The sequence below is a fragment of the Arthrobacter sp. TWP1-1 genome (assembly GCF_049897845.1).
GTDB lineage: Bacteria > Actinomycetota > Actinomycetes > Actinomycetales > Micrococcaceae > Specibacter.
Genome location: NZ_JAFCXC010000001.1, coordinates 673425 through 698686, shown reverse-complemented (window position 1 = coordinate 698686; position 25262 = coordinate 673425). Strand labels below are relative to the sequence as shown.

Here is a 25262-nt window from a genome sequence, read left to right as displayed (position 1 = left end):
GGTACAACACCGACCGCATCTCGTTAACGCTGCAGTGCCTGAGCCCAATGGAATATCGGGCTCAGGCACTGGCTGCGTAGACTCTTATTTACCGAGTCCAACTTTCGGGGCCCAGTTCATTTCGACGTCCGGTATCCGGCTAAATCCCCGTGCAAGGAAATCATGAAAACCAATACATTGGCCGCGTTACTGGCGTCCTTGGCGCTGGCTTCCACCGCCGTTAGCGGGATCGGAGTCACGCCCGCAATTGCCGCACCAGTTGGCGACAGCGCTTCTCCTGTCGCAGAGGCCACCATTCTTCCCACCGAACCTCCCGCGGTCACTCCAACCCAAATACCGGCCACGCCCGGTGTTGAGGTGGTTCCTTCAGCGCCAAATTCCCCCACAAATCCGCCTGCAACCGAACCCCAGAACGATGTATCCGGATTGGATCAAGTCACAGCCGCTGCCACTCCCACCGCTCCAGACGCAGCGCAGCGTCCCAGCGATGGTGGAGCTGTCATGGGTCAAGCTGGACAAGTGGCACCCCAAAGTTCCGCAAAGATGGCTCAACCGTTATCAGCCTCTAGTGAGCCGGCTGTAGGCGAACAGCCAGCTGGCACGGAAGGCAAGCCCTTGGGCCTTGATGTCAGCGGCTGGCAGAAAAATGTCGACTGGACTACGGTGAAGAATTCCGGTGCCCGGTTCGCGTACATCAAGACCTCTGAAGGCCCTTGGACGCTCAACGACTATTTCGCACAGCAATATAACGGTGCCGCGAATGTCGGATTGCTGCGCGGCGGCTACCACTTTGCCCGGCCCAACCTATCCAGCGGCTCCTCTCAGGCAAAAGTCATGCTTGAATCTGGCGGAGGTTGGTCTGGAGACGGAAAAACCCTGCCTCCTGCTTTGGACATTGAGGACAATCCTTATGTCTCGACTGACAAAACCAACAAGTGCTATGGGATGACCCCTGCGGCCTTGGTCAATTGGGTCAAAGACTTCACCAGCACCATCAAAGCATCAACTGGTCGAGACCCCGTGATCTACTCAAGCTACTACTTCTGGCAGGAATGTTTCGGCAGCAGCAACGCGTTTGCCAATTCAAACCCGCTGTGGATCGCTGCCTACTACGCATCTAGCCCGTGGATGCCGGGCCAATGGCCGAAGTACACCATTTGGCAGTATGCCAACGGCTACGCTGACCAGGCACAGACAAGACTGGCGACGTTCCCAGGTGACCAGAATGTCTTCAATGGCACTATGGATGATCTCCGAGAGCTGGCCAGTGGAACGAAGAAGCCTGTAATAGGACTCATACCAGGCGCCACAGTAATCAGCGGCAAGTGGGCCGGAGACGGAAAGACATACGTCGGATGGTTCAAGGACTCGCAATGGTGTTTGGAGATGCCGTCAAATACCCGTCGTTGTTTCTACTTTGGCGCAGCAGGCGACAAGCCTGTCGTTGGTGACTGGGATGGTGACGGCACTGCGACTATTGGAATCGTGAGATCCGGCGTTTGGCAACTGACCAACAACCTCAGCAGTCTGTCAGTGGATCTCGTCCAATACTTTGGCGTTGGCACCGATACTCCCATTACAGGCGACTGGAACGGGGACCGGAAGGCGACTATTGGTATCTTCAGAAACGGGAGTTGGCAAGTCACCAACTCCCAAGCCCGTGGTCCCAAAGTGGACGTTTCGGCTTATTTTGGGGTCGGTACCGACACGCCCGTCGTTGGAGACTGGAATGGTGACAAATGGGACACCTTCGGGGTGTGGCGCAATGGCATTTTCTGGTTGACAGACAGCCAGTTACGACCGCCAGTTAACTACGTCTTCCGGTTCGGCGTCGGCACGGACCGCCCGACCACAGGAGACTGGAACGGTGACGGCAAGACATCCGTAGGCATAGTGCGGGACGGCACGTGGCAGTTGACGAACGATTTAAAGAAACTGTCCGTCGATTCTGTGCGATTCTAAGAGACTTAATTCTGGACTAAGGCAAGCGCTTACTGGCATTTTTGGTTCGACGAACGGCCTCGGCGAGGGCTCGCACAATCATAATTCGTGCCCTCAGGATGGCGCTCAGTGAGCGCCATCCACGCGGGGTGACGTTCTCATCATGTAGCCGTCGCAGAAGTGTTGGTTCGTCGAGGTGAACCATGGATTTGGCCACATTGCCACACAACGCAAGCCACAAGTCGTGAGACTCCTTGAGATACGGGGGAACCGGCACAAAAATTTCAGCTTGCTGTCGAGTCATGGCCATACCGCAACCGTAGTACGGGCGGTAGCCGACTACTGTACCGAAGATGTTGCGCAGGAAGTGGTTGGAGTCGCCCGACTTCAGTTCGGGAACATTGCCCCGCGAACCGCCACCTAATACATCGAAGTTCGTGGCGACGACGGAATGGCCCTGAAGTGCGTCCAACATCAGCCCGAGCCGTCCGGGAATCCAGACATCGTCCTGATCCGCAAGAAAAACAAACTCCCCGCGGCTGGCTAGAACGGCCTGCTCAAAGGACTTGACGTATCCCTGATTTTGCGGAGCTTCCAGCAGTGTCATGCGCGAATCGGCAAACTTCCGAATCTCCCCGACAGTCCCATCCGGCGATGCATCATCGATGATGATCAGCTCATCGTTAGGGCCGAGCTGAATCAGTATCGACTCGATCTGCTCAGCGACATAGGCCGCCCCACGGTAGGTTGCCATGCATACGCTGGCTCGGACAGGTTTCACGGCCGACGGCAAGTGGTTGGTCATGAACTCACATTTCGGTGGGAGGAGTTGAAAACGACGGCTGGAAGCGATGCGCGTCTGGAATGAAGTTTACGTGATCACAGCCCCACGCCATCCATTACGCATTCGAACTGGCCATAGCCAGAACCACCCACTGCGACGCCCGTTCCGTACTTGTCGTCGTTAGAAGAGGGGACAGATTCTTCAAATTCATTCTCTCCGGTCACCGTCCGCGATCGAGCCGGTTCTTTAGGATGCTGAAGTGCCGGAGTTTTTCGAACCAGCCCGCCCACGCTTGACTCTCGCCCGGCCTGCAAGTTCGCCGGGCGCGCCAGCGATGAACTCCACCAAACACGACATCGCGATATTGCCCCTGCGCAAACCGCTGACCAACGCGGCAACTGTGCAACGCCACTTCTTCCTAGAGGAGAAGGCCAACAAAGCCCCGCTAACCTCAGCATTCTTGACGACGAGTCGCTTTTCCAGGGCGTCGACCATCACCTGCCGCCAGCCATATGACAGCTTCCAGCATGTTCGCCCCAGCTGACGCACTGAATGGCCGTTTTCGAATCGGTCCGCCAGTGCAACGACTCGCCGCACACTCCGGAGGGGGTCAAATCCCCCTCCGACCTCACCTAGAACATTGCCTCCATGCTGAACGTAGTCTTGGACAACGTCGTCAATAATCAGCATCGATCCGGAGCTTGCGGCACAGACCGCCAACCAATGGTCGTGTACCTGAGAGGAGGTCTCTAGTCGCGGAAACGGCAGACTTATTTCCAGCAGTGACCTGCGGAAGACAGTCTGGCCACCTGTTACCTGATTCTGAGCGATCAGGTCAGAAAGGGGTACATTTCGTCGATTCGTCGACACGGAGATCACCCGATCTGATACCGCCTCAACCACACGGGCTTGGCCACTGACCAAAAGATGTTCGCCAAGGTGGGGCAGCATCACTTCGAGCTTCTGCGGATACCAGTAGTCGTCTTGATCAGACAATGCGACCCATTGAGCAGTTGCCGGAACATGGGACAAGACACGCTCGAAGTTTCCATAAAAGCCATATCGGTCGCCAAACCCCAACACTTGAAATCTCGGGTCGTCAAGGTTGGACTCGATGAAATCTCGCACTGGTTCGGGTTCTCCATCCACCGCTATCAAACAGTGAAAGTCGCTGTGCGTTTGGTTCTGGATCGACTTCAGTTGAGTCAGGAAAAGTGAGTAGTCAGGCCGATAGGCTGCCATGGCAATGACGCCAAAGCCACCATGGCTAGGACGGGTCGATGATGTTTTTTCAGATTCGAGCATGATGGATCCCCTAAAATTATTCTCCAAGGAAAGAAATGGTGGAATTAGTGCTGGATGCCGACTCGCTCAGGGTGGCCTTCGGTGCCAATTCCTGCGAAATACTTCCGAACGACGACGACCTGGTATGCCGCCACCAGCAATTCTCCGGCAGCGACGGCCCATGCTATGCCGACAGCGCCCATGGTCAGTCCAAGCACAATCATCAGGACCACATTTAGCAGCGCGCCGATGGCTGTGGATTTGGCCAGTTCTGCACCCTTTCCAATAGGGATGAGGCATGCCAGGCCAATGATTTGGGCGACAACGACTCCGCAGAAAATCAATCCAAACGGAACGCTAAGATTCCAGCCCACTGACAGCCGCCCTGCAGAGAGCATGCCAGCAGCCCATGGCGTGAGGCATGTCAACGCTATTCCACCCGCCAAACCCAATATGGGTGCCAACGAAGCCACTTTTTGGACTCGCTTGTCCTTTTGAGATGGACCCGCCTCAGGTATCCAGCCCTGGATGACTTGCAGAACCGGACCGAATCCCGCCACCGCATAGCGGAATAACTTGTCGGCAAGTACATACACGGGCAACAGTGGTGCTGCAATTAGAGTCACGGCGATTACTGGGACGTTGCTATTGATGGTCCCGGTACCAGCAGCAATGACTCCATGCCACTGGTTCCCCAACCTGCGCATGGCCGGAGCCAGAGCAAAGCTTGGTCTCTGCCCACGCAGTGCCCGGGAACGGAAGATGACAACGGCGCTTCCAATAACAGCCAACAAATTGAACACCAATTGACACGTCACATACACCCAGACTTCGGGGATGAAGAATGTTGCCACCACTCCAGCAATTGTGCCCAGACCTTGAGGCAATACATCAAATACGAAGAGTCGCCACGGCTTAGACTCGCCAACGAAATACCACGATGCACCAACGTATGGAAGAAGATAGGCAATCGCAGCCACGACTGCTGCGATTCGATCAACTGATGAAAGTACAAGGACAGTCAAAGCCATTGGTGTGACGGCGAACAGGAAGAGGTAGGCCCTACTGATGAGCGAGTTGGCGTAGAGACCAGGTCGCTCCGCGGGCAGCGTGCCAGCTGTCATGGCTGCTCCAACGGTCCCCCAGCCAAAAGCGACCACTACACCGAAAATGGCCGCGGTCGCAAGGGCAACCGCTAGTTCGGCCCACGCCTGCGCACCAAGGTTCACAAGGACGAAAGGGATCCCAACCAAGCTAACGACCGTTGAAAATACAAGCGACACGGCGAACCCACCGAATCGGGTAAAAAGATTTGCACGTTTAGTTTGCGCCACGAAGAGTCTCCCATTGCTGGACTTGTTACCCACGCCCGGCAATTATTGTGCTGGAAACGATAGCGGGCCATACACAGGCCTCATCCATCATAATCGATGCGCGAAGGGACGCTGCTAGGACCCGTGCCGCTGGAGTGCGGCAGCAGTCATCGACTGTCACCTCTGCCTTGATGGGCACGGACTCGCACGCTGCACGGGCCGAGACTGCTACCTCCGCCAAAGACTCGCACTGAATGGGAAACGGGCACCCGGCATCCCGGCCCGAAAATGGCGCTGTTGACTCCAGTGATGGTTGACCGCCTGCCGTGCCAACTCGGCAAGTCTCATTGACCAGGCTCGCCACTTGATATAGTTCAGACATCATGGAAACAGCCAATGCCTCGCGCGTTCTTATTATTATGCCCGCATGGAACGAAGAAGAAGCGGTCGGAAACACTGTCAGGGAGGTCTTGGCTACGAGTGGAGACTTCGACGTTCTGGTCGTCAATGATGGCTCCACTGATGCCACGGCCTTGGTAGCGACGAAGGCTGGCGCCACCGTACTCCAACTCCCGTTCAATTTGGGTGTTGGCGGAGCAATGCGTGCCGGCTTCAAATATGCTCGCCGCTTTGGATATCCTCAGGTCATTCAGATAGACGCCGATGGCCAACATGACCCGAAAAATATCGCCGAAGTCCTAGCAGGCCTGCAGCATGCTGACATTTCCATTGGGGCGCGCTTTGCTGATAGAGGCGACTATACGGTTAGCGGACCTCGCAAGTGGGCCATGCTTGTGCTGGCGAAGGTAATCTCCTCAGTAGCCAAAACAAGACTGACCGATGTCACCAGTGGTTTCCGAGCAGGCAATGACCGAGCCATCAGTCAATATTTAGACCACTATCCCGCCGAATACTTGGGCGACACAATTGATTCACTGGTTGTTGCCCTACGTTCTGGATGCACAGTCACTCAAGTACCGGTCGAGATGCGCCCACGCCAGGGTGGCACCCCAAGTCACAACCCGATGAAGGCTGCCATCTACTTGGGGCGATCGGTTTTCGCCCTCCTCTTTGCCTTTACCCGAAAGCGATCCGTTGTTCCTTCTAATCAGCCAAGCTTCAAAGCCATGTCTGGAGAGTAGTCCATGACAAATCTTGCAGCCCTTCTGCTGGCAATCGCCATAGTGGCCCTTGTCTTGGAAATGTTAAGACGAAAGAAACTGCGGGAAAAATACGCAACCCTGTGGCTTTTCGTTGGCGCCCTTACAGTTGTTCTTGCAGCGTTCCCGCACTTACTGAATGTGGCAGCTGATCTTGTCGGCGTCCAATTGCCTTCGAACTTGTTGTTTATCCTGAGTATTTTGCTTCTATTGGGCGTCTGTCTTCACCTGTCATGGGAACTATCCGGCGTCGAGGATGAGACTCGAACCCTGGCCGAAGAGGTCGCAATACTTCGGACGCAAATCGAACGCATTTCAAATCTCCCGACCAGTACCAAGTCACAAGAAAGTGATAGCGACTAATGCCATTGGATATCTTCATCCCCTACTGGGGAGATCCCGCCTACATGGTCGCGACGGTCGAAAGCGTGCTTGCACAGGACAGTGACGACTGGATACTGACGATTGTCGACGACGCTTATCCGGACCGGAGCGTCGAGGAGTACATCAAGTCTTTGGCTCATCCAAGGATTGAATACATCCGCAAGGACGTTAACGAGGGAATCACGGCAAACTACCGCACCTGCGTTGCCCTTGCGAAGCAGGAAATGATGGTTATTTTGGGCTGCGATGACCTCATGCTGCCTAACTACGTCTCAACTATTCTCAGCGGTCACGCTCAGTTCCCGGATGCAACCATCATCCAGCCGGGTGTAAACGTCATTGACGAAAATGGGCATCAGGTCAAGACACTTGTCGATACTGTCAAGCAGCAGCTCATTCGACCCCGCAGCCACGGGCGTCAACTATTGTCGGGTGAGGCTCTGGCTACCAATCTCATGCATGGCGTCTGGCTCTACTGGCCATCATTGGCGTTCCGCACAGACAAGATGCGTCAGGTCGACTTCCGAGATGGCTATCCCATCATTCAGGATGTGGCTCTAACGATGGACATGGTTTATTTGGGGGCGCAGCTCCTAGTCGATCCGGCCGTGTGCTTCTCATACAGACGCCATTCAGAAAGCGCGTCGTCCACTAAATTGGTCGACGGTTCTCGCTTCGCCGGAGAACGGGACTATTTCCAATTCGCGGCCAGCCAAGCCCGCGAATTGGGCTGGGCCAAAACTGACCGCGCAGCAAGAATTCGCCTAACTTCCAGAGCACACGCCTTGGCCTTGCTTCCCAAAGCCATACGTACTCGCCATACCGTGGCCATCAAGGCGCTCGTTCGCCATGCCTTCGGCAACTAACACCCCTTTCGAAAGGTCTATTGTGACTATCACATCCACTTCCAGCGACAATCGTGGAACCGTACTCGTTACAGGCGGGGCTGGTTTCATTGGGTGCGCCATTTCGGCTGCCCTTGTCGAGGCCTTTGATCGCGTTGTCGTAGTCGATAACCTGCACCCGCAGATTCATGCCAGCGGCCAGCGGCCCGCAGAATTGGCAACAGGTGTCGAGCTCATCATTGGCGATGTTGCCGAGGCACAGACCTGGGATACCGTGCTGGCAACCGTCACCCCCGACGTCGTCATCCATCTTGCCGCTGAAACGGGCACGGCACAGTCACTGAATGAGTCAACTCGCCACGCCCATGTAAACGTTGTCGGGACCACCCAGTTACTTGATGGTTTGAGTCGCCATGGCAAACTGCCGCGCCGGATTGTCCTTTCGTCGAGCCGCGCTGTCTACGGCGAAGGTGCCTGGGTCCAAGACGATGGCAGCATGTTCTACCCAGGCCAGCGCACAAGTGCCACCCTCGATGCTCAGCAATGGGACTTCCCCAACGCCAAGCCCCTCGCCATGAAGGCTGCCGGCACGTTCCCGGCACCGGTAAGCGTCTACGGCGGTACCAAGCTCGCCCAAGAAAACATCATCCAGGCATGGGCAAAGTCCTTCGGTGTTGAGACGGTCATCTTGCGCCTGCAAAACGTGTATGGTCCGGGACAATCGTTGATTAATCCGTACACCGGAATCATGAGCCTGTTCTGCCGGATGGCCATGGGCGGAAAATCCATTCCCCTCTACGAAGATGGTGATGTTCGCCGCGACTTCATTTTGATCGACGATGTTGCCTCCGCAATCGTCGCAGGTGCGTTGTCCCCCACCGTCCAAGACCAGCCCATGGACATCGGATCGGGCGAGTTCCAGACGATCGGAACGGCGGCTGAGTTGATCGCAAAGCACTACAAGGCGCCGGCACCCCATGTCACGGGACAATATCGCCAGGGGGACGTTCGCCATGCCTGGGCCGACGTATCCGATGCCGAACGCGTCTTGGGCTGGACTCCGCGCTACAACCTGGCTCAAGGCATTGACCTGTTGGCGAATTGGATTGACGCCCAGCCCGACGTCCAGCCGGCCTAGCACCACTGCCCGCATGCAAATTAATAGTCCCGTCACGGCCGTCATCTCCCTCTACAACCCGAGCAACGAAGCCGTAAGCAATTGCGCTGCTCTCATTGAACAGGTGGGGCACGTGGTGGCCGTCGACGACGGGAGTCCCCAGGATACGAGCGAGATTCTGGGTCAGTTGGAGAAATTGGGCGCCACCGTTGTCCGAATGGGACGCAATAGTGGCATCGCCAGCGCCCTGAACGCGGGGATCCGCGCCGCACGGGCGCATCCGAGCAACCCGCGCTTCATCATGACCATGGACCAGGATTCACGCTTGGAGCCAGGCTACACAAGGAAACTGTTGGCGGCCTACGACTCCGCCACGGCGAAGTCCGTTCGAGTGGCCATGGTGGCGCCCGGAAACATCAGCGGCATCCCGACTCGGCGTCGCGGAAATATCGGCGGCACCGTCCTGGGCGGTGAACCCATCCAGTCAGGCTTGCTGATACCCGTCGAAGCCCTCGATTCTCTCGGATTACTGATGGACGAGCTCTTTATTGATGGAGTGGACACCGAGTACTATTTGCGTGCGCGACAGGATGGCCAAGAATCAATAGTGGCCTCTGATGCAACACTTGACCACGCACTGGGCGCCATGGTCCCGGCTTCAATTTTCGGAGTCAGGATCTCCGTTGCTGGACGAACCCTGCCTGTTCGAACGGCCGCAACTTACCGCTACTACTACATCTTTCGCAATCGCCTCTTGCTCGTTAGCCGATACTGGCGATCTCAGCCTGGCTGGGCGCTCAAGGGAATTCTGGCCGACTACCGTCACTTGGCCATCGTGACCACTCTGGCACCCGGCCGCGGACCTCGATTGAGCTCGGCTCTCGCGGGTGTCCGCGACGGCCTAAGAGGCGTTTCTGGTCCTCGAGTAGTGCGCTAGATTCGAGCGAAGCCGACGCCTAGCCGGTTGGTTAGACTCTGCGGCGCGCCAACCGCATGATGGGCTGCTCGACTGCTAACCAACTGGCAATGGCTAGGGGCATTGTTGCTATGAACGCGGCGAGAGTGAACCACCACACTCCCCAGTGGTAGGCACCGAAGACGGCCAGCAGTTGCTGAACAGGGAAAGCGTAGACATATGCCCCATAGGAAACATCATTGGTCATCACCAATTTCGGGCTGGGGAGCCAGGTCGAAATCCACAGCAGCAGATAGGCCAAGAAAGGTGCAGCCAGTTGATTGCCGAATCCTTCCAAACCCAAAATTGCTGCTGCCGCCAGAACTGCAGCCACGGTGGCACCCTGCCAGCTCAGACCGATACGCTTTGAAAAGACCTTAACCACAGCTCCGCCAAGAAAGAACGGAACGAGGCGCGCGAGTAGGTTGAAGTCGGCATTATTTTGGATATAGGGATCGATTCTTTCCAGATTCGCCCAAATCGCAACACTGAGGACAAACGCAGCGACCATGGGCCAAGGCGACTTCTTGAAAAAAGCAAAGGTTCCTAAAACGGCTACCAGCAGATAGCAAAGGAACTCAAAATATAGTGTCCACAATGAACCGTTCCAGGCACCCGGATACGGAACACCGGCCGGTGTCCCTGCAATGTCATAATTGTGAATCTTCAGGAACATATTTGCGAAGATCGAATTAGCTGGCGTAGTAGGTGTCTGAAAAAATCCGTGCAGGGATGAATGCTGCACATAGTAAGCAATCGGTGCGAAGACTGCAGCCATGACTACCAAGCAGACCAAAAAAGCCGGGATGATGCGAGCAACCCGGTGCATCAGGTAGACACCCAGCCTATTGTTGAAACGACTACCCGTGATCAGATATCCACTGATGCCAAAGAAACCGGCAACTGCCCAACCGCCGAGATTCTCATCTTTGAAAATCGGGCCATTACCGGCACCAACAATGTAGAAACTGTGGGCAAAAAGCACCATCAGGGAGAGAATGAGCCTGATAAAGTTCAAGCTATTGTTGCGGGGATCTAGGGGTTTTCCGAATCGCATCAACGGCCGGTTCCTTGGATCTTGAGCTGTTCCCGGCAGTTGCTTCTCTATGAATTCACGATTGAGCATTTGCCAATTCTATCGCAGTCAATAGTTCGTGCCGCGTCTTCACACCTTCAGGCCAGTTTGCCGTCGCCTGCCATCTGGGACATGATTTAGAGCATGCGAGGAATAATTTTGGCCGGCGGTACCGGTTCACGGCTTCACCCAATCACTCTCGGCATCAGCAAGCAGCTGGTGCCCGTGTACGACAAGCCGATGATCTACTACCCCTTGTCCACACTGATACTTGCAGGGATCAGGGACATCCTCATTGTCACCACTCCCCACGATGCCGAACAATTTCAGCGACTCCTCGGCGATGGCTCACAGTTTGGCGTAAGCCTCAGCTACGTTCAGCAGCCATCCCCTGACGGCCTAGCCCAGGCCTTCGTCCTCGGAGCGGACCATATTGGCAATGAAACCGTTGCCTTGGTCCTAGGCGACAACATTTTCTACGGTCCGGGTATGGGATCGCAACTTCGCCGCCACGCAAATATCGACGGCGGGGCTGTCTTTGGATACTGGGTTCGTGACGCAAAGTCGTACGGCGTTGTCGAATTCGACGCGCAAGGCAAGGCCTTGTCCCTTGAGGAAAAGCCAGCAAATCCCAAGAGCAACTACGCAGTCCCTGGCCTGTATTTCTACGACAATGACGTCATCGAAATCGCACGCAACCTCAAGCCCTCGCCCCGAGGTGAATTGGAAATCACCGACGTGAACAAAACCTACCTTGAGCGTGGGAAACTGCAGGTCGAGATATTGCCGCGTGGCACTGCATGGCTTGACACCGGTACGTTCAGTGACCTCAATGATGCTTCCAACTTTGTGCGCACGGTCGAAAACCGGCAGGACCTGAAAATCGGTGCTCCCGAAGAAGTTTCTTGGCGTCAGGGTTTCCTCAGTGATGACGAGCTGCGCCAACGCGCCGAGCCTCTGGTGAAGAGCGGCTACGGTACCTACCTGTTGGGCTTGCTTGACTCCGGCGTTAAGTAGCTGACCGGCGGCAGCATGAACTGGGGACATAAACTGTGCCCTCATCTCTCTGACGGCACACCCATCTGCCTCAGTCACCACTTAGCATCCCCGAATGGAATCTGAATGAGCTGGGCAGCAACCCTCCCATTGGCCGTGGCCTGCGTCGCCCTCCTCTTTGTACCGGGAGGGATCTTGGCGACCGCCTTGGGCCTTCGCGGGCTGTCCATGTGGGCAGCTGCACCGGTGCTCACCGTATCCATGTCAGCGATGACGGCCATAGTTTCCGGCAAGGTGGGCATTGCTTGGACGGTCCTACCGCTGTTAGTCGTGGCTTTCTTGGCATCCGCCGTTGCCTGGTTCATTCGGCGCGCCCTAGACAAGCGTCTCAGCATTGACACCGAGTCTTGGCGTTTTCATGTGACGCCCGCGGGTGCAGGACAGTTCATGGGACTTGCCGCTGGTGCCCTGCTCATTGGCTGGCAACTGGTGCGGGTGTTTAGCGAGCCGGAGAACATCTCCCAGACATTTGACAATGTCTTCCATCTCAATGCCGTCCGCTATGTGCTCGACACCGGCGACGCTTCCTCGCTAACGCTGACCAGCATGACCAACGGAGACAACGCCCCCTACTTCTATCCTGCGGCCTGGCACGGTGTAGTGGCCCTGGTGGTGCAGCTGACAGGGGCCCCACTGGCGGCTTCGGTTAATGTCTTCAACATTGTTGTCGCGGCCCTCGTCTGGACGTTGGGGTGCATGATGCTAACCAAGGCGGTTGTTGGCGACAAACCATGGATCGTCGCCTTTGCAGGTATCCTCGCATCCTGCTTTTCTTCCTTCCCCATCCTTCTGCTGGACTTCGGTGTGCTGTACCCGAATTTCCTTGCCATCGCCATGATTCCGCTGGGATTGGCAGCCGTAGCCGTGTTTTTCGGAGTCGGCACCGAGTCACAATGGCATCCCTTGGCACGATATCCGGTGGCACCCATTGCCGCCATTGCCATTGCGATCGCCCATCCCAATGGCGCCATGACGCTGGTGGCGTTGAGCGTTCCCGTCGCTATTGTGTCCTACTGGCGCCGTTACCTCGGCTCAGGTCTGTGGCGCAAGCAGCCTAAGGAAACTGCAGCAGTCACCTTGGGCTTGCTGGCCGCTATGGCCGTCGTGGTCGTCATGTGGAAGGTTGTCCGCCCGCCCGCTGAGGCAGCATTCTGGGGCCCCAAACAGCTCCCGGCTGGGGCCATCGGAGAAATCATCACGAACTCCGCTATGGGCCGCCCGGCTGCCTGGGTGGTTAGCGCATTGATGTTGATCGGGATCTATGCCGCAATCAGGACCCGCAGCCACGCGTGGCTACTTTGCTGCTTTGCCGTGACAGCCGTCCTGTTCATTACGGTGTCCGGCGTCGAGCGGGGCTACTGGCGCAACGTGATTGCCGGCGTTTGGTACAACGACAGCTACCGCTTGGCGGCAATCCTGCCCATCACAGCGCTCCCGCTCGCCGCACTGGGATTTGGCTGGCTTTGGCGAGGAATCCGCCGCGTCCTGGCCCAACCAATGTCAAAACGTACGAGTGAATCCGCTCCGCAGCAAGGAAGCAAGACCGCCGTTCTCACGGCAGCCGGAATCCTTGTCATTGTCCTGCTGACAATTCCCATGCAAGGCACCCCCATGAAGGTTGCCGTGGACGGTGCCGGTCGGAATTACGCAGAGACCCCCGAATCTGCTTTGGTGTCGACCGACGAGCTGGCTCTCATCGACAAACTGGACGATATTGTGGGTCCCAACGATGTCATTGCTGTAAGTCCCTGGACGGGTGCCGCGATGGCCTATGCACTTGGAGACCGACAAACAACATCGATGCACACGCTCAGCACTTATTCCGCCAATGTTGAAATCATCAACAATGCCCTGCGTGATGCGAAGACCAACCCCGAAGTCTGCCCGGCCGTCGAAGCCACGGGAGTCCGCTATATCTTGGACTTTGGCGCACGGGAAGTCCACGGCGACAGGCACAGCTTCCCCGGGCTGGAAAACTTACAGGACTCTCCCGCCGTCGAACTGGTTACTCAGGTCGGCGAAGCCAAGCTTTACCGGCTCATTGCCTGCTAGTCCGAACCGCATTCTGGTAGAGAATTTCATACTGTGAGGTAAAGGCCTCCCGGCCACAGTGGCCCACACAAATGGCGCGAATATCCGCGGGAACATAGGAATTAAAGTTCTCGCGGATCGTCACCAGTGCCTGACCAAGCTCTTCGCGATTATCGATGGCAGCAAGCAAACCATTGGCCTCCACCACCGCGTTCTTGCCCGCCCAGGTTGCTGTTGACACAACAGGAAGCCCGCAGGCCATGGCCTCCCAGAGCACTGTTCCGAACGCCTCGGCAACACTGGGCAGCACAAAAACGTGAGCGGAGCTGAACTCCGCCACAATGTCTTTGCGTTGAACTGCGCCAACGAAGTCCACTTTGTCTGAAATGCCCCGTGAACCAGCCAAAGTTTCCAACTCGGCTTTATGGATTGAGTCCCCGGCAATCCTCAGCCGAACGCCGTCGACGTTGCGGAATTCCTCGGCGAAAGCTTCGATCAGCATGTCAACTCGCTTGCCCGGATCCAGATGCGAAACGTGGCCAAAGATGAACGGGCCTTCAGGGACTTGGCGGGTGGGAATGTCTTGGAATTGTGGGCTCAGAAGGCCCGGAACGTATTGCCACTTGTCGTGGCCAACGTTGTAGGCATCATTAAGTTCTACTGCAAAGCCTCGGGCGACGGCGACGAGGGCCGACGCAGCGACAGCGGCCCTGCGCCCGTTTACGCCATTCCATTTCTCCGTGAGCCTGTCCATCGACGACGGCCTGTGTTCGGTGACGACAAACGGGATCTTGAACTCATCGGAGAGCGCATGTGTCACCACCCCTGCCGGAAACATTGCGTGGGCATGCAGGACATCCGGCCGGCCGTTTTCGCTGATGTAGCGGGTGAGCAGGACTCTCCAGGCATGCAACAGAACCCGCTCGTTGCCGCCGCGAAGTCTAGGAAAGGGCAGCACCTTGTCCAGCCTGTATGTTTGAATGCCCGACTCAACGCTGTGGCGGATCCCCGGCGTGCGGCCACGCAGTTGCCCGGGTGAATAAACGGGGATGCCCCTGACACTGACAACACCAACGTCGTGCCCTGCATCAACCAACGCTTGAGCCTGTTCAATGAAGAAACTGCCGGAAAAATCAGTTTCATCTGACGGGTACCAAGACGGTACGAAGAGTACGTGCATTGCCTGTTGTGCCCTGATTCTGTTGGTTCCGGTCTGCGCCATTCTACGCGGGGCCCTGCCAAGTATATTCTTCACAGACTTGGGCACCAATGGTGAGAGAATGGCGGAATGTCTTTGGTATCCCCCATTCTTGCCCGTAGCCAGTGGCGACCGCACACCATCTCCGATTCACAGACCCTCTGGGTGATCGGCGACAACGCCTGTGACAGTCAGTTGCTCCGGCTAATTAACGAGGGCGGGCCCTTGACTGAGGGACTCCAATTGGTCACGGGGCACTATGCGGCAGTATTTGTGGGCCCCGAAGAGGTTGTTCTCATCGAGGACCCCATTCGCAGCTTCCCTGTCTTTTACTCAGTCGCCGGCAATTCTTTGCGTGTTGCGGATGACGTGACTGCATTGGCAGATACAGGTTCCGACTATCTTGCTGACTACGATTCCCGGATTGAGTTCCGCCATGGGGCCTGCGTGTCAGGGCCCAAAACGCTTTACGCAGGCGTGCATCAAGTTCAAGCAGGAGAATTTGTAACCTTCAGCGCGACGGGCACGGTTTCTCAAAAGTTCTACCGTCAAATCCGATACTCCGGACTGGACATCAAGGAAACCAACGCCGTGGACGCGCATTTCACCGCAGCCTTGGATGCCACCATGTCCCGGCTCCTAGCCCACGCCAATGGGCGCCAGCTGGTGGTCCCCCTCAGCGGCGGGCTGGACTCGAGGCTACTGAGTGTTTATCTCAAGGACGCTGGCTATGAGAACGTTGTGAACTTCACCTATGGCACGGGTAAAACCCGTGAGGTGCTTATCAGCGAGCAAGTTGCCGCTGCACTGGGCCAAAAATGGCTTTTCTGCCCCTACGACGAAACAATAATCCGCGGTGCCTGGGATGCTCAGGAAACCGCCGATTTCATCAAGTTCGCCCATGCCGGCGCCTCGCTCCCCCATGTTCAAGACTGGTACGCGGTACGTTGGCTGAAGGAGTCGGGCTTGATCGACGACGATGCCATTTTCCTCCCGGGTCATACCATCGTGGGCAATATGCACGATGAGGAAATCCTCGAGGCTAAAGACGTCTCGCGGGAGGACATCAAGAACCTTATCTTGCACCATCACTACACTTTGCAGCCCGGCAACAGCACTGCCCACATGAACTTGCGCCTGATGGAAACCATTGATGCGTTCCTGGACCAGATCGGCTACGACGGCTCCGTGGTGTCAAGGCTGACGGCGTTGGAGTACTGGAATGTCCGAGAGCGTCAAACCAAGTACATCAACAACTCCGTACGAAACTACGAGTTCTTTGGCTTCGACTGGGCCCTGCCAATGTTGGACAGGGAAATGTACGTGGCGTGGGGTGACTTGCACCCCAGCATCACCCGTAATCGGACCTGGTACGAAGGCTACGTCAACCGACGCTATTCCGCTGCCACTGGCCAGAACATTGGAACGTTTGCCCCCAATGACGTGCCCCAAAGCACCCGGGAAACGGTCAAGCGCCTGCTGGGAACCTTGGGGCTGCTGCGTCCAGTTGAGCGGTTCATCACTGCCCGGGCCATCCAAAGCCACCCCATGGGATTCAACTGGTTTGTCCAAGGCATGAGCCCCGCCGAACTCTTCAAATTCACCCGCAGCGGCGGAAATCTGCTCGGCGCCTATGCGGATGAATTCCTCACCGATACCTGGAACAGCCACTGCCAGCTTTTCACTCCCGCTGAGTCTTTTCACTAAGCTGGAACCATGCGAATTCTCAGTGTTGTTGGCGCGCGTCCCCAATTCATCAAGCTTGCCCCCATCGCCACCGCCATGCGTGGAAGGGCAGAACATCTGATCGCGCACACCGGACAGCACTATGACGAGCTCATGAGCGATGTTTTCTTCCAAGATCTGGGCATTCCTGCCCCCGATTTCAACCTCGGTGTGGGTTCCGGCAAACACGGGGCACAAACCGGCGCCATGCTGACCGGGCTGGAAGAGATTATTGAAAGTTCCGCGCCGGATTGCGTCTTGGTCTACGGGGATACCAATTCCACTCTGGCTGCGGCCATTGCGGCAACCAAACTTCATGTGCCCGTGGCACATTTGGAGGCCGGCTTGCGTTCCTTTAACCGCCGGATGCCTGAGGAACACAACCGTGTCCTGACGGACCACAGCGCGGACCTACTGCTGGCCCCCACTCAAGTGGCCATGGAGCACTTGGCAAACGAGGGACTCGCCTCACGATCAGTGCTTGTAGGCGACGTCATGACCGATGTGCTTTTTACGGTGCGTGATTCTCTGGGCGATTCCTCGGCGCCACTCCCAGCAGGCCTCATCCCCGGTGAATACTATGTCGCCACCATCCACCGCCCCGACAACACTGATTCCCCTGCCAGGCTGGCTGCGATCATCGAAGAGTTGGCCTCCCTGGACAAGCCCGTGCTCCTCTTGGCGCACCCACGACTTCGCAGCCTGGCGGAACAGCATGGCATCACTTTGAATAAAGGGAGCATAATTCTCAGCCCCCCGCTCGCTTACCCTCAACTCATCAATGCGGCAAGGAACGCCGCCGGCGTCGTCACTGACTCTGGCGGCCTACAAAAGGAAGCATTCCTGCTGCGCGTACCGTGCACTACCATCCGTCCCGAGACCGAATGGGTTGAAACTGTTGAACTCGGCTGGAATGCCTTGGTCAGTGACGATCTGACACGCTTGGCCAGCACCGTCCAGCGGCCGACTCCTGCCCCCAGCGATGCCACACCTTATGGTGACGGTCAAGCGGCCGGGCGTTCCGTGGCTGCAATCCTGGCCGCCTTCGCCGACTAACACCACAACCACTAGGCAACTTGTCCACGTCTGCTGTCGAATTTATCCGTGGGATACTTGTTGGGTGAGCCGAACTTGGATTGTTATCCCGATGTACAACGAGGCAACTGTGATCGCTGACGTCATCGAGGGACTGCGTTCCGAATTCAGCAACATTGTTTGCATCGACGACGGAAGCACCGACGGATCACCGGCTGTCGCCCGTGCCGCCGGGGCAGTTGTGGTGGAGCATCCGGTGAATCTAGGGCAGGGAGCTGCCCTGCAGACCGGGCTGCAATATGCCCTGCTCGATCCGGCGACCACCGAGATTGTCACCTTTGACGCCGACGGACAGCATCAGGTTGCCGATGCGAAGGACATGGTTTCCAGAATCCGCTCCGGCGAAGCAGAAGTCGTCTTGGGCTCACGGTTCTTGGACGACCGCACTCAGGTCTCGGCCCTGAAGAGGGTAGTGCTGCGAGTGGCCGCATTGCAATCACGGATGGCTACAGGCATGGCACTCACTGACGCCCACAATGGTTTGCGCGCCTTCGATGCCCGCACGGCGGCAAGGATCAACCTGACTCAGAACCGCATGGCGCATGCTTCCGAACTCATTCATCAGCTGTCCGAGATCAAGCCACGCTGGGTAGAACATCCCGTGAAGATTATCTACACTGACTATTCCAAAGCCAAGGGCCAGTCACTACTCAATTCAGTAAACATCCTCGCGGACCTTCTTTTTAGGTAACACCATGCAGATCATCGTTCAGATAGCCCTCGTCCTCGCTGTCATCACAGTTTCTGTAGCGCTGATGCGCGGCGGTTCCAACGCCCGCAATCTGGCCATCCGGCGGATGATGTTGGTTCTCTTCGCCTGTGTTGCGGCGTTTTCGGTCTTCTTTCCCGTAGCGCTCACCCGGCTTGCCCAGCTATTGGGCATCGGGCGTGGAACGGATTTGGTCCTTTACGCCCTGATCGTGAGTTTCCTGATTTTCGTGGCCACTAATAACCATCGATTCAGACAACTGGAAAAATCAATCACCCAACTCTCCCGGCATGCAGCCCTTGAAGAGGCCGAGAAGCCGTGGGTGGGCAAGCAGAACGAGTCATAGCTGCGGTCCCCGGGCCACCGTGCAGGACTTTAACGTCGGACCCACACCTGAAAATTGCCTGAGCTGGCGGACAAGACGAACTGATTTAGCAACGTGTCAATTGCCCCGGCAGTAAGCCCATAGTAGGCATGGGGTGCACCCACTACTGCCGCCTGGGCGTCGTTCAGCTGATCCACCTGCATCTCCTGTACGGTCATGCCCGCGGGCATGGAAGGTCCTACACCGGTCAAAGACAGATCCTGGACCATTTTGGCACCGAAAACATCGACAGCGGAACCACAACCATGCTCCATGGAACGGGACAACGAATCACTCATGATTCCCATGTACGCATAGGTGGAGAAGACGCAGTCATGCGGAGCGGCGGCAGCCGCCACGTCTGCCTCAACATGCCCCGGCAAGGGCTGCGGCTCCAACACCAAGCCTCGGATTCCCACCGGCACCAACAGGGCCAATCCGAGTGCAGCGATCACTGCACCGGGCGCGTAGGCCTTCCACACAGACCGGTGACCTCTTGAGACCTGCCTTCGTGAGAGGGCGGAAGAACAGGCGCCCACAGCCACTCCGAGGCACAGAGCCAAGTATGGTGCAGCAAAATTTGGGTAGTGGTCAAAGAAGCTGGCGGAGGCCAACAGCGCACAGACAATCACTATGGCGAGCACCGCCCACCAGAACTCGTCCCCCCATTCTTGAGGTGTCCGACGTCGTCCGGACAGTCCTGTTGCGGCTGTTGCAACTATGCACAGAACGCCGAAGCTGGCGATCAGGAACACTGTACCTAGAGCAGCATCCAAGCCAACGAAGTCGCCCAGCCGGTGCGCCAGGCCCTTGGCGACCCCATCCGTGCGAGCGAGCTGTGCCAGGACCACATCGGTGAACATTGCCCCGGGTGCGAGCATGAAAATTGGTCCCATAACCAGGGCACATGCCGCAGCGCCCACCGCCATGAAGCGGAGCAGCAGCTTGGGCCCAAAACGCACAGCCACCATGACGCCAATGACCAGAATTGGTAGGACGGCCCACAACTTGAAGCACAAGGCCAAGCCCAGAAAAACGGCCGCAACCGTCACTGCCCGGCGAGGTGCGCGGCCGGTTCCTCTCAACGCCACCAAGGCAGCCAAGATACACGCGCCAAGGACCGGCGAAAGCATGATTGAGCGTTCGGCAATGGTAGCAATCGACCCCACCGCATACAGGCCTGCCCCGGTAATGATTGCCGGGTACCCCCATCGCTTCAGGAGGATGCCTATCAGTACGGTGTTCAAGGTTCCAATCACGGCAAAGAATACTCTGGCCGCGGAGACACCCGCAGAATCACCGGCAAGCTGGCCAACGAGTGCAAACGGCAGCATCAGCAAAGCGATGCCCGGAGGGTGCACCAAAACATAGTCCCGGTAGGGCAATGACCCCGCCAGGAGGTGCACACCTGCTGCATAGTGAACGCCGTCGTCGTACCCCCTGAACCCACCGATGGTGCCTGATTCAAGCAACGGCACCAGCCGCACGAGAAATGCCAGCACGCCCAAGGCGCCAATGAGAAGACCCGGCATTGGCAGGACTCCGCATCGGGGGAAGGGCACTCTCCACCTTGGTTTCAGCGTCGTCGTTCCTCCCGTCACCGCTGGGTGGCGCCCGTGAGGTCCGCCGCTACCTGGCGTGCACGGGCCTGCCATGTATTGTCCTCCCGCAGGCCAAGTGCCGTCTGTGTCACGGCGGCAATGTCTTCCGGGTGCCCGGCGAGATCATCCAACAGCTGTGTCAGGGACTGGGCGTCAAACGGGACAGCCCACCCATTGCCGTGCTGGGCCACAAAATCCCCAACATTGGTTCCGTTGTTGACTATGACGGGCTTGCCGAACCCAATGTATTCGGCAAATTTGATCGGCGCGGCAAAGGACCGGTAGATGCTCGGCTCGATGAAAAGCATGCAGATATCGGCCTGCTCATAGTACGGAATAAGGTCTGCGCCGTTCTTGTGGACCACCTGGATGCGATCATTGAGCAGTTCACTGTACCCGTCCTTGTTTTGCTCCCATTCCTCAGCTCTGGTGCAGATCGTTAGGTAGGCATTCTTGGAGGCTGCAACGGCGCGCACGCAATCGTGCATATTGTAGTAGCCGCCAAGCCCGCCAACGTAAAACAAGTGGATGCCGTCCTTGATTGTTGCCGGCACATCAACGATTTCCCCGCCTGGCGGCAAGGCCATGTGCCTCTCGACGGGGACGTGCGGAACGAATGCGCCCATGCCAAGCGACGGCAGATAGAGCTTGTCAACCGCGAACTTGTAGGCCAAAAGGTCCAGATTGTAGAGGGCACGGGTGGCGGTGTGGATCAACGGGTTAAGCCGTTCCTTGTACTCGGGGAAGCGCCAGTAGACATCCCGATAAAACAAACCAACCTTGATGCCGTTCTTGCGGGCGAACCGCAAGAACGCAACATCCATGAATGGCCGACGTGGCAGATGGTCGGCGTCCGTCAACGCCGTGGGCATGGTGTGGCTCTCGGAATACAGGAAGTCAAACCGCTCCCCCGCGCCGATGCGCCGTTTCAGCGCCTTGATCAAGGCACGCCGTTCACCAGATTCACCGGCCACCAGCTCAACGTCGTAGCCAAGGGCCTTGAACGCCTCGAGCATGCGCACGGGACGCAGGCCACTGCCTGTTTTGGCGTTGGGATTCAACGGATACGGAACGTGATAAATCATGCTGGCCATAGAATGAACTTTCTGAAACTGAGGTGGCGGTGATCCACCCCTGTGTGAGAGCGGGGAATTGCAGGGTCAGCCACCCACGGCTGGTTGCTTCGGTTCGGGTTGGTGGTCAAAGCGGTGGCCCACCCAAAGCGCCATTGCTGTAAAAACCACTAAAATTGCGGCCATGGCTAGTGAAACAATCGTCAGATTTGTGACGATGTCGCCCTTGAGGAAATACAGCAGCGATAGCGGCACGGCCGTATAGACCAGGGCATGGGCAAGCATTAGGTGCTGCGTTTCGGTGACAACAAATATTGTGGATATCGGGGAGGTAATCAGGCTCATGAACAACCATGGCACAAGTGCTCGGGCAATGAGACCGGCATCGGTCCACTGCTCCCCCAGCACCACCGGGAACGCCCACGGGGACAACAAGTAAATCAGTGCAAAGGGAACGACTCCCAGAATGGCAGAACGGAATACCGAGGACTTGGCGAACGCAAACATTGATCCGCGTTCCATGACTGCCAGTCGTTGAAAGAACACCTGGGCAAGTGCCCCGTTGATCAGTCCCAGCGGCACTTCCAGAAGTTTCCAAGCCATGTAGAACTGTCCCAGCATGGAACCGGAATACACGATGCCGATGATCAGGTTGATGCCGTTGGTTCGCAGGGCGTCCACCAGTGCATTGGGGCCGTTGAGCAGGGGCATCTTGCGGTAGCGGCTGAAGAGCGAGCCAATACTCTCCTTCGATTCGTCCAGTCCGCTGCGAACGTCTCTGCCCTTGTGCCGCAACGTCAGCAGGGCAGCGCCCTGACCCACCAGGGTGCCGCCGATGAGACCGCCGACTCCCCCGAACTTGCCCAAGGCCAGCGCCAGCTGCGCCAACGCGGTCCCGCCGCTTTGCAGGACCCTGTTGATGCCTATGGCTTTGTAATCGCTGCGGCGGTTGAGCCAGTATGTCAAGGCTGAGATCTCGGCGAGGGTAAAAATGCTCAGCCCCACCAGCCACAACCACGGTGCCAGCTCCGGCTTGCCCATGGCCTCCGCGATTAGGGGCGAGGCAATCCCACACACCAGGGTTGCCACAATACTCACCACAACGATCAGCCGTGTGACACCCCTTTTGAGGACCTTGGCATCGGCGTCGTGCTTGGGCAGCATGATGGCCATGTCGTAACGAAGGGCCGCAACAACAGTGACTGTGGCTACCAGAGACGCATACAAGGAGAACAGCCCGTAGGCCTCAGGCGAGTAGAGCCTTGACAGCACCGGCGTCAGCGCCAGCATCAGAAGCTGCGCTGCAGCTGTTCCGCTCAGGAGCGTGAGTATGTGGCGCAGGAACTCGCTTCGGCGCCATCGAGCAACCCGCCCACCATCGATTCCGCTCACGAGTTCGTGGACACCTGAGCCGTTCGCAGGACTTCGGCGGCCGCCAATCGTCCGGAGGCCTGCAATGATGCGTGTTTAATGACCCAGTTACTCCTACGTTCACCATCACTGTCCGGTGCCTCCAGGAGTGCGTTCATGGCCGTCGCCACTTCTGCCACCGAGTAGGCTGCAGCAATGCCAAGCGAGTTCTCCGCAACAAGTGCTGCACCGTCTCCTTGTCCAGCAAAGACGACCGGAGTGCCACAGCCAGCAGCTGCGTAGATCTTGGTGGGCTTGGCAAAGTCGTAGCCCTGGCCGGGCTTGATGCTGACCAAGGCTCCGGCAGCACCACGGATCCAGGCGGCAGCGTCCGCTGGCGGTACGACCCCACCAAAATGGACAGCCCCCGGCGCCAGCCGCTCGGCCAGCTCCTTAAGATTCTCTTCGTCGGTGCCCTGCCCGAAGAATCGAATCTCCGCATTCGTGTGCGTGCGGCGAACTTCGCGGAGGGCCTCTATGAAAATGCCGGCACCCTGCCACTCGCTCATGGTGCCTGTGTAGACAAAGTAAGGATTTGTAGCCGCTGCGCAATCGCCTTTGGGACCAAAAACAGCCGTGTCCACACCATTGCCCACCACCTGGATGCGCCTTGTGGGCACCTTGAATTTGGCCACTTGCACAGCCACCGGATCTGAGACCGCCAGAACAGTGTCCGCCCGCCGGAGCACAGCTCCTTCCATTGTGCCCATGGCCTTTTTAACGACGGCTGGCACCGCCATGGCCGACATGGCCTCGCTCCAGACATCTGCTGCGTAGTAAACAAAAGGACGACGGCGCAACATCGAGGACAGCGCAACTGCCACCCCCGTGGTGGGCGGTGGCTCCGAGACAACAACGTCGGCGCGGGTCAGCAGCAACCGGAAAAATACTGGAATGTCGAAGCTCAGATACTGGACATACCCGCGCACATATCCACCGGAATCGCGAAGCACGGGCCATCGGCTCAGTCTGTAAGACGGCTTGAAAACAGGACCTCCGGCAGGAAGCATGGTGGTCAGGACCTTGACCTCTGCGCCTTGCTCAACGAGGCCATCGACGAGGGCTTTCAGACGAAAGGCAGCCGCCCCAACTTCAGGCGCAAAAAGCCTTGTGGCCACAACAACCCGGAGCGGTTTGTCTTGTGTCACCAGCTCAGGATCCTTTCGACCTGAGATGTCCGTGCAGACTTCAGCACGGCTTCCGCCACCATCAGGGTGTCTTGCCCTTGGGCCATGGTCACGATGTCTTGGCGCAGCCCGAGCACTGCATCACGGAAAGCCTCATGTTCCGTGCGCAGGGGTTCCGGTTTGGCGATGGCCAGCCTGGTGACGTTGCCCTCCGAAACGCCGCGGAACGCTCCAATGGAGTCCCATTCCGTGGCGACGGTGCCATTCTCATAGAAAGTGAGGTCGGCCGTGACCGTATTGGCCACGAAAGCACCCTTTTCGCCAATCACAATTGTTAGGCGTTCCTTCATCGGAGACAACCAGTTGACCAGGTGGTTGGTGATGACGCCGTTGGCCAGCTTTCCGGTGACGGACACCATGTCCTCGTCCGGCCGCCCGCTACGCGTCGAGGTCTGCGCAAACACGGATTCGTAGCGGCTCTGCGCCAACCATGCAGTCAGGTCGATGTCGTGCGTACCCAGATCCTTGACCACTCCGACGTCGGCAATTCGAGACGGGAAAGGACCCTGCCGGCGGGTGGCGATCTGGTAAACCTCGCCAAGCTCGCCATCGGCAATCCGCTGGCGGAGCGACTGCAGTGCGGGGTTGAAACGCTCAATATGACCTACCGCGCCAATGAGACCCTTTGCAGCAAAGGCTTCGACGAGTCGTCGGCCAGCCGCCGCATTGGCAGCGATGGGCTTCTCCACCAACGTGTGGATGCCCGCTTCGGCCAGGGCCAAGCCAACTTCTTCATGCATGCCGGTGGGAACAGCGGCAACAGCCATGTCGATACCGGCTGCAATCAGTTCCTCGACGCTGCGCAGAACAGGAAGTTCCTTGGCAACGCCATGGGGATCGCCGAACGCGTCGGCGACGGCCACCAGGTCAACGCCCTCAACCTCGCGGATGACACGGGCGTGGTGGCGGCCCATCATGCCAAGTCCAATAAGGCCTACTCGCAAGTTCGCCATAT

At 57.5% G+C, this 25262-nt stretch carries 23 protein-coding genes; 13 read left to right on the top strand and 10 right to left on the bottom strand.

Annotation, left to right across the window (positions count from 1 at the left end):
* Both ACP7B9_RS03265 and ACP7B9_RS03260 read left to right on the top strand, forming a co-directional pair.
* Window positions 1–80, top strand: an 80-nt coding sequence (locus ACP7B9_RS03265; RefSeq protein WP_425860737.1) for an IS3 family transposase, incomplete at its 5' end; no start/stop codon positions are given.
* A gap of 82 nt (window positions 81–162) precedes the next feature.
* Entirely contained in the window at window positions 163–1962 is a 1800-nt protein-coding gene (locus ACP7B9_RS03260) for a GH25 family lysozyme (RefSeq protein WP_425860702.1), read from the top strand.
* Between the two features lie 16 nt (window positions 1963–1978).
* Here ACP7B9_RS03260 and ACP7B9_RS03255 read toward each other — a convergent pair whose 3' ends face one another.
* From ACP7B9_RS03255 to ACP7B9_RS03245, 3 genes are all read right to left on the bottom strand, one after another.
* Window positions 1979–2746, bottom strand: a complete 768-nt coding sequence (locus ACP7B9_RS03255) for a glycosyltransferase (RefSeq protein WP_425860700.1) — start codon at window positions 2744–2746, stop codon at window positions 1979–1981.
* A gap of 225 nt (window positions 2747–2971) precedes the next feature.
* Entirely contained in the window at window positions 2972–4030 is a 1059-nt protein-coding gene (locus tag ACP7B9_RS03250; RefSeq protein ID WP_425860698.1) for a glycosyltransferase, read from the bottom strand.
* Window positions 4031–4074: 44 nt separating this feature from the next.
* Complete coding sequence (locus tag ACP7B9_RS03245; protein WP_425860696.1) at window positions 4075–5262, bottom strand: polysaccharide biosynthesis C-terminal domain-containing protein; 1188 nt, start codon at window positions 5260–5262, stop codon at window positions 4075–4077.
* Window positions 5263–5705: 443 nt separating this feature from the next.
* On the opposite strand from ACP7B9_RS03245, the gene ACP7B9_RS03240 reads away from it, so the two are divergent.
* The 5 genes from ACP7B9_RS03240 to ACP7B9_RS03220 are packed head-to-tail and all read left to right on the top strand — an operon-like array spanning window position 5706 to window position 9765.
* Window positions 5706–6464 carry a glycosyltransferase family 2 protein gene (locus ACP7B9_RS03240; protein ID WP_425860694.1) on the top strand — a complete coding sequence of 253 codons (759 nt, stop codon included), beginning with the start codon at window positions 5706–5708 and terminating at the stop codon, window positions 6462–6464.
* Between the two features lie 3 nt (window positions 6465–6467).
* Window positions 6468–6845 (top strand): DUF2304 domain-containing protein, encoded by a 378-nt coding sequence (locus ACP7B9_RS03235; protein WP_425860693.1) that lies wholly within the window; start codon window positions 6468–6470, stop codon window positions 6843–6845.
* Window positions 6845–7732: a glycosyltransferase family 2 protein gene (locus ACP7B9_RS03230; RefSeq protein WP_425860691.1), complete on the top strand. Its 888-nt coding sequence runs from the start codon at window positions 6845–6847 to the stop codon at window positions 7730–7732. Before ACP7B9_RS03235 ends, ACP7B9_RS03230 begins: the two co-directional genes overlap by 1 nt.
* Window positions 7733–7754: 22 nt before the next feature.
* On the top strand, window positions 7755–8849 hold the full coding sequence (locus tag ACP7B9_RS03225; protein ID WP_425860689.1) for an NAD-dependent epimerase/dehydratase family protein: 1095 nt from the start codon (window positions 7755–7757) through the stop codon (window positions 8847–8849).
* A 13-nt stretch (window positions 8850–8862) separates the two neighbouring features.
* On the top strand, window positions 8863–9765 hold the full coding sequence (locus ACP7B9_RS03220; protein WP_425860687.1) for a glycosyltransferase: 903 nt from the start codon (window positions 8863–8865) through the stop codon (window positions 9763–9765).
* A gap of 31 nt (window positions 9766–9796) precedes the next feature.
* Here the strand turns inward: ACP7B9_RS03220 and ACP7B9_RS03215 are convergent, their stop codons facing one another.
* The gene (locus ACP7B9_RS03215) at window positions 9797–10909 is read right to left on the bottom strand and encodes an acyltransferase family protein (RefSeq protein WP_425860685.1); all 1113 of its coding nucleotides are present in this window, start codon (window positions 10907–10909) and stop codon (window positions 9797–9799) included.
* 93 nt (window positions 10910–11002) lie between these two features.
* On the opposite strand from ACP7B9_RS03215, the gene rfbA reads away from it, so the two are divergent.
* Both rfbA and ACP7B9_RS03205 read left to right on the top strand, forming a co-directional pair.
* The gene (gene rfbA / locus ACP7B9_RS03210) at window positions 11003–11875 is read left to right on the top strand and encodes a glucose-1-phosphate thymidylyltransferase RfbA (RefSeq protein ID WP_425860684.1); all 873 of its coding nucleotides are present in this window, start codon (window positions 11003–11005) and stop codon (window positions 11873–11875) included.
* A gap of 105 nt (window positions 11876–11980) precedes the next feature.
* Window positions 11981–13966 carry a DUF6541 family protein gene (locus tag ACP7B9_RS03205; RefSeq protein ID WP_425860683.1) on the top strand — a complete coding sequence of 662 codons (1986 nt, stop codon included), beginning with the start codon at window positions 11981–11983 and terminating at the stop codon, window positions 13964–13966.
* On the opposite strand, the gene ACP7B9_RS03200 is transcribed toward ACP7B9_RS03205, so the two are convergent.
* Window positions 13953–15125 (bottom strand): glycosyltransferase, encoded by a 1173-nt coding sequence (locus ACP7B9_RS03200; RefSeq protein ID WP_425860681.1) that lies wholly within the window; start codon window positions 15123–15125, stop codon window positions 13953–13955. The two genes, ACP7B9_RS03205 and ACP7B9_RS03200, sit on opposite strands and share 14 nt — an antisense overlap.
* A 108-nt stretch (window positions 15126–15233) precedes the next feature.
* Between ACP7B9_RS03200 and ACP7B9_RS03195 the strand changes: the two genes are divergently transcribed.
* The 4 genes from ACP7B9_RS03195 to ACP7B9_RS03180 all read left to right on the top strand — a co-directional run bounded on the left by ACP7B9_RS03195 (window position 15234) and on the right by ACP7B9_RS03180 (window position 19018).
* Window positions 15234–16850 (top strand): hypothetical protein, encoded by a 1617-nt coding sequence (locus tag ACP7B9_RS03195; protein ID WP_425860680.1) that lies wholly within the window; start codon window positions 15234–15236, stop codon window positions 16848–16850.
* Window positions 16851–16859: 9 nt separating this feature from the next.
* Window positions 16860–17924: a non-hydrolyzing UDP-N-acetylglucosamine 2-epimerase gene (gene wecB / locus ACP7B9_RS03190; RefSeq protein ID WP_425860678.1), complete on the top strand. Its 1065-nt coding sequence runs from the start codon at window positions 16860–16862 to the stop codon at window positions 17922–17924.
* Between the two features lie 64 nt (window positions 17925–17988).
* Window positions 17989–18654, top strand: a complete 666-nt coding sequence (locus ACP7B9_RS03185; RefSeq protein WP_425860676.1) for a glycosyltransferase family 2 protein — start codon at window positions 17989–17991, stop codon at window positions 18652–18654.
* Window positions 18655–18658: 4 nt separating this feature from the next.
* The gene (locus ACP7B9_RS03180; RefSeq protein WP_425860674.1) at window positions 18659–19018 is read left to right on the top strand and encodes a DUF2304 domain-containing protein; all 360 of its coding nucleotides are present in this window, start codon (window positions 18659–18661) and stop codon (window positions 19016–19018) included.
* A gap of 29 nt (window positions 19019–19047) precedes the next feature.
* On the opposite strand, the gene ACP7B9_RS03175 is transcribed toward ACP7B9_RS03180, so the two are convergent.
* From ACP7B9_RS03175 to ACP7B9_RS03155, 5 genes are all read right to left on the bottom strand, one after another.
* The gene (locus ACP7B9_RS03175; RefSeq protein ID WP_425860672.1) at window positions 19048–20568 is read right to left on the bottom strand and encodes a hypothetical protein; all 1521 of its coding nucleotides are present in this window, start codon (window positions 20566–20568) and stop codon (window positions 19048–19050) included.
* Between the two features lie 65 nt (window positions 20569–20633).
* Window positions 20634–21731: a glycosyltransferase gene (locus tag ACP7B9_RS03170; protein WP_425860670.1), complete on the bottom strand. Its 1098-nt coding sequence runs from the start codon at window positions 21729–21731 to the stop codon at window positions 20634–20636.
* Window positions 21732–21797: 66 nt separating this feature from the next.
* Complete coding sequence (locus ACP7B9_RS03165) at window positions 21798–23102, bottom strand: lipopolysaccharide biosynthesis protein (RefSeq protein WP_425860668.1); 1305 nt, start codon at window positions 23100–23102, stop codon at window positions 21798–21800.
* Window positions 23099–24268, bottom strand: a complete 1170-nt coding sequence (locus ACP7B9_RS03160; RefSeq protein ID WP_425860666.1) for a glycosyltransferase family 4 protein — start codon at window positions 24266–24268, stop codon at window positions 23099–23101. The genes ACP7B9_RS03165 and ACP7B9_RS03160 overlap by 4 nt, the downstream gene beginning before the upstream one ends.
* Entirely contained in the window at window positions 24265–25260 is a 996-nt protein-coding gene (locus tag ACP7B9_RS03155; RefSeq protein WP_425860665.1) for a Gfo/Idh/MocA family protein, read from the bottom strand. The genes ACP7B9_RS03160 and ACP7B9_RS03155 overlap by 4 nt, the downstream gene beginning before the upstream one ends.
* Window positions 25261–25262: the final 2 nt, after the last annotated feature.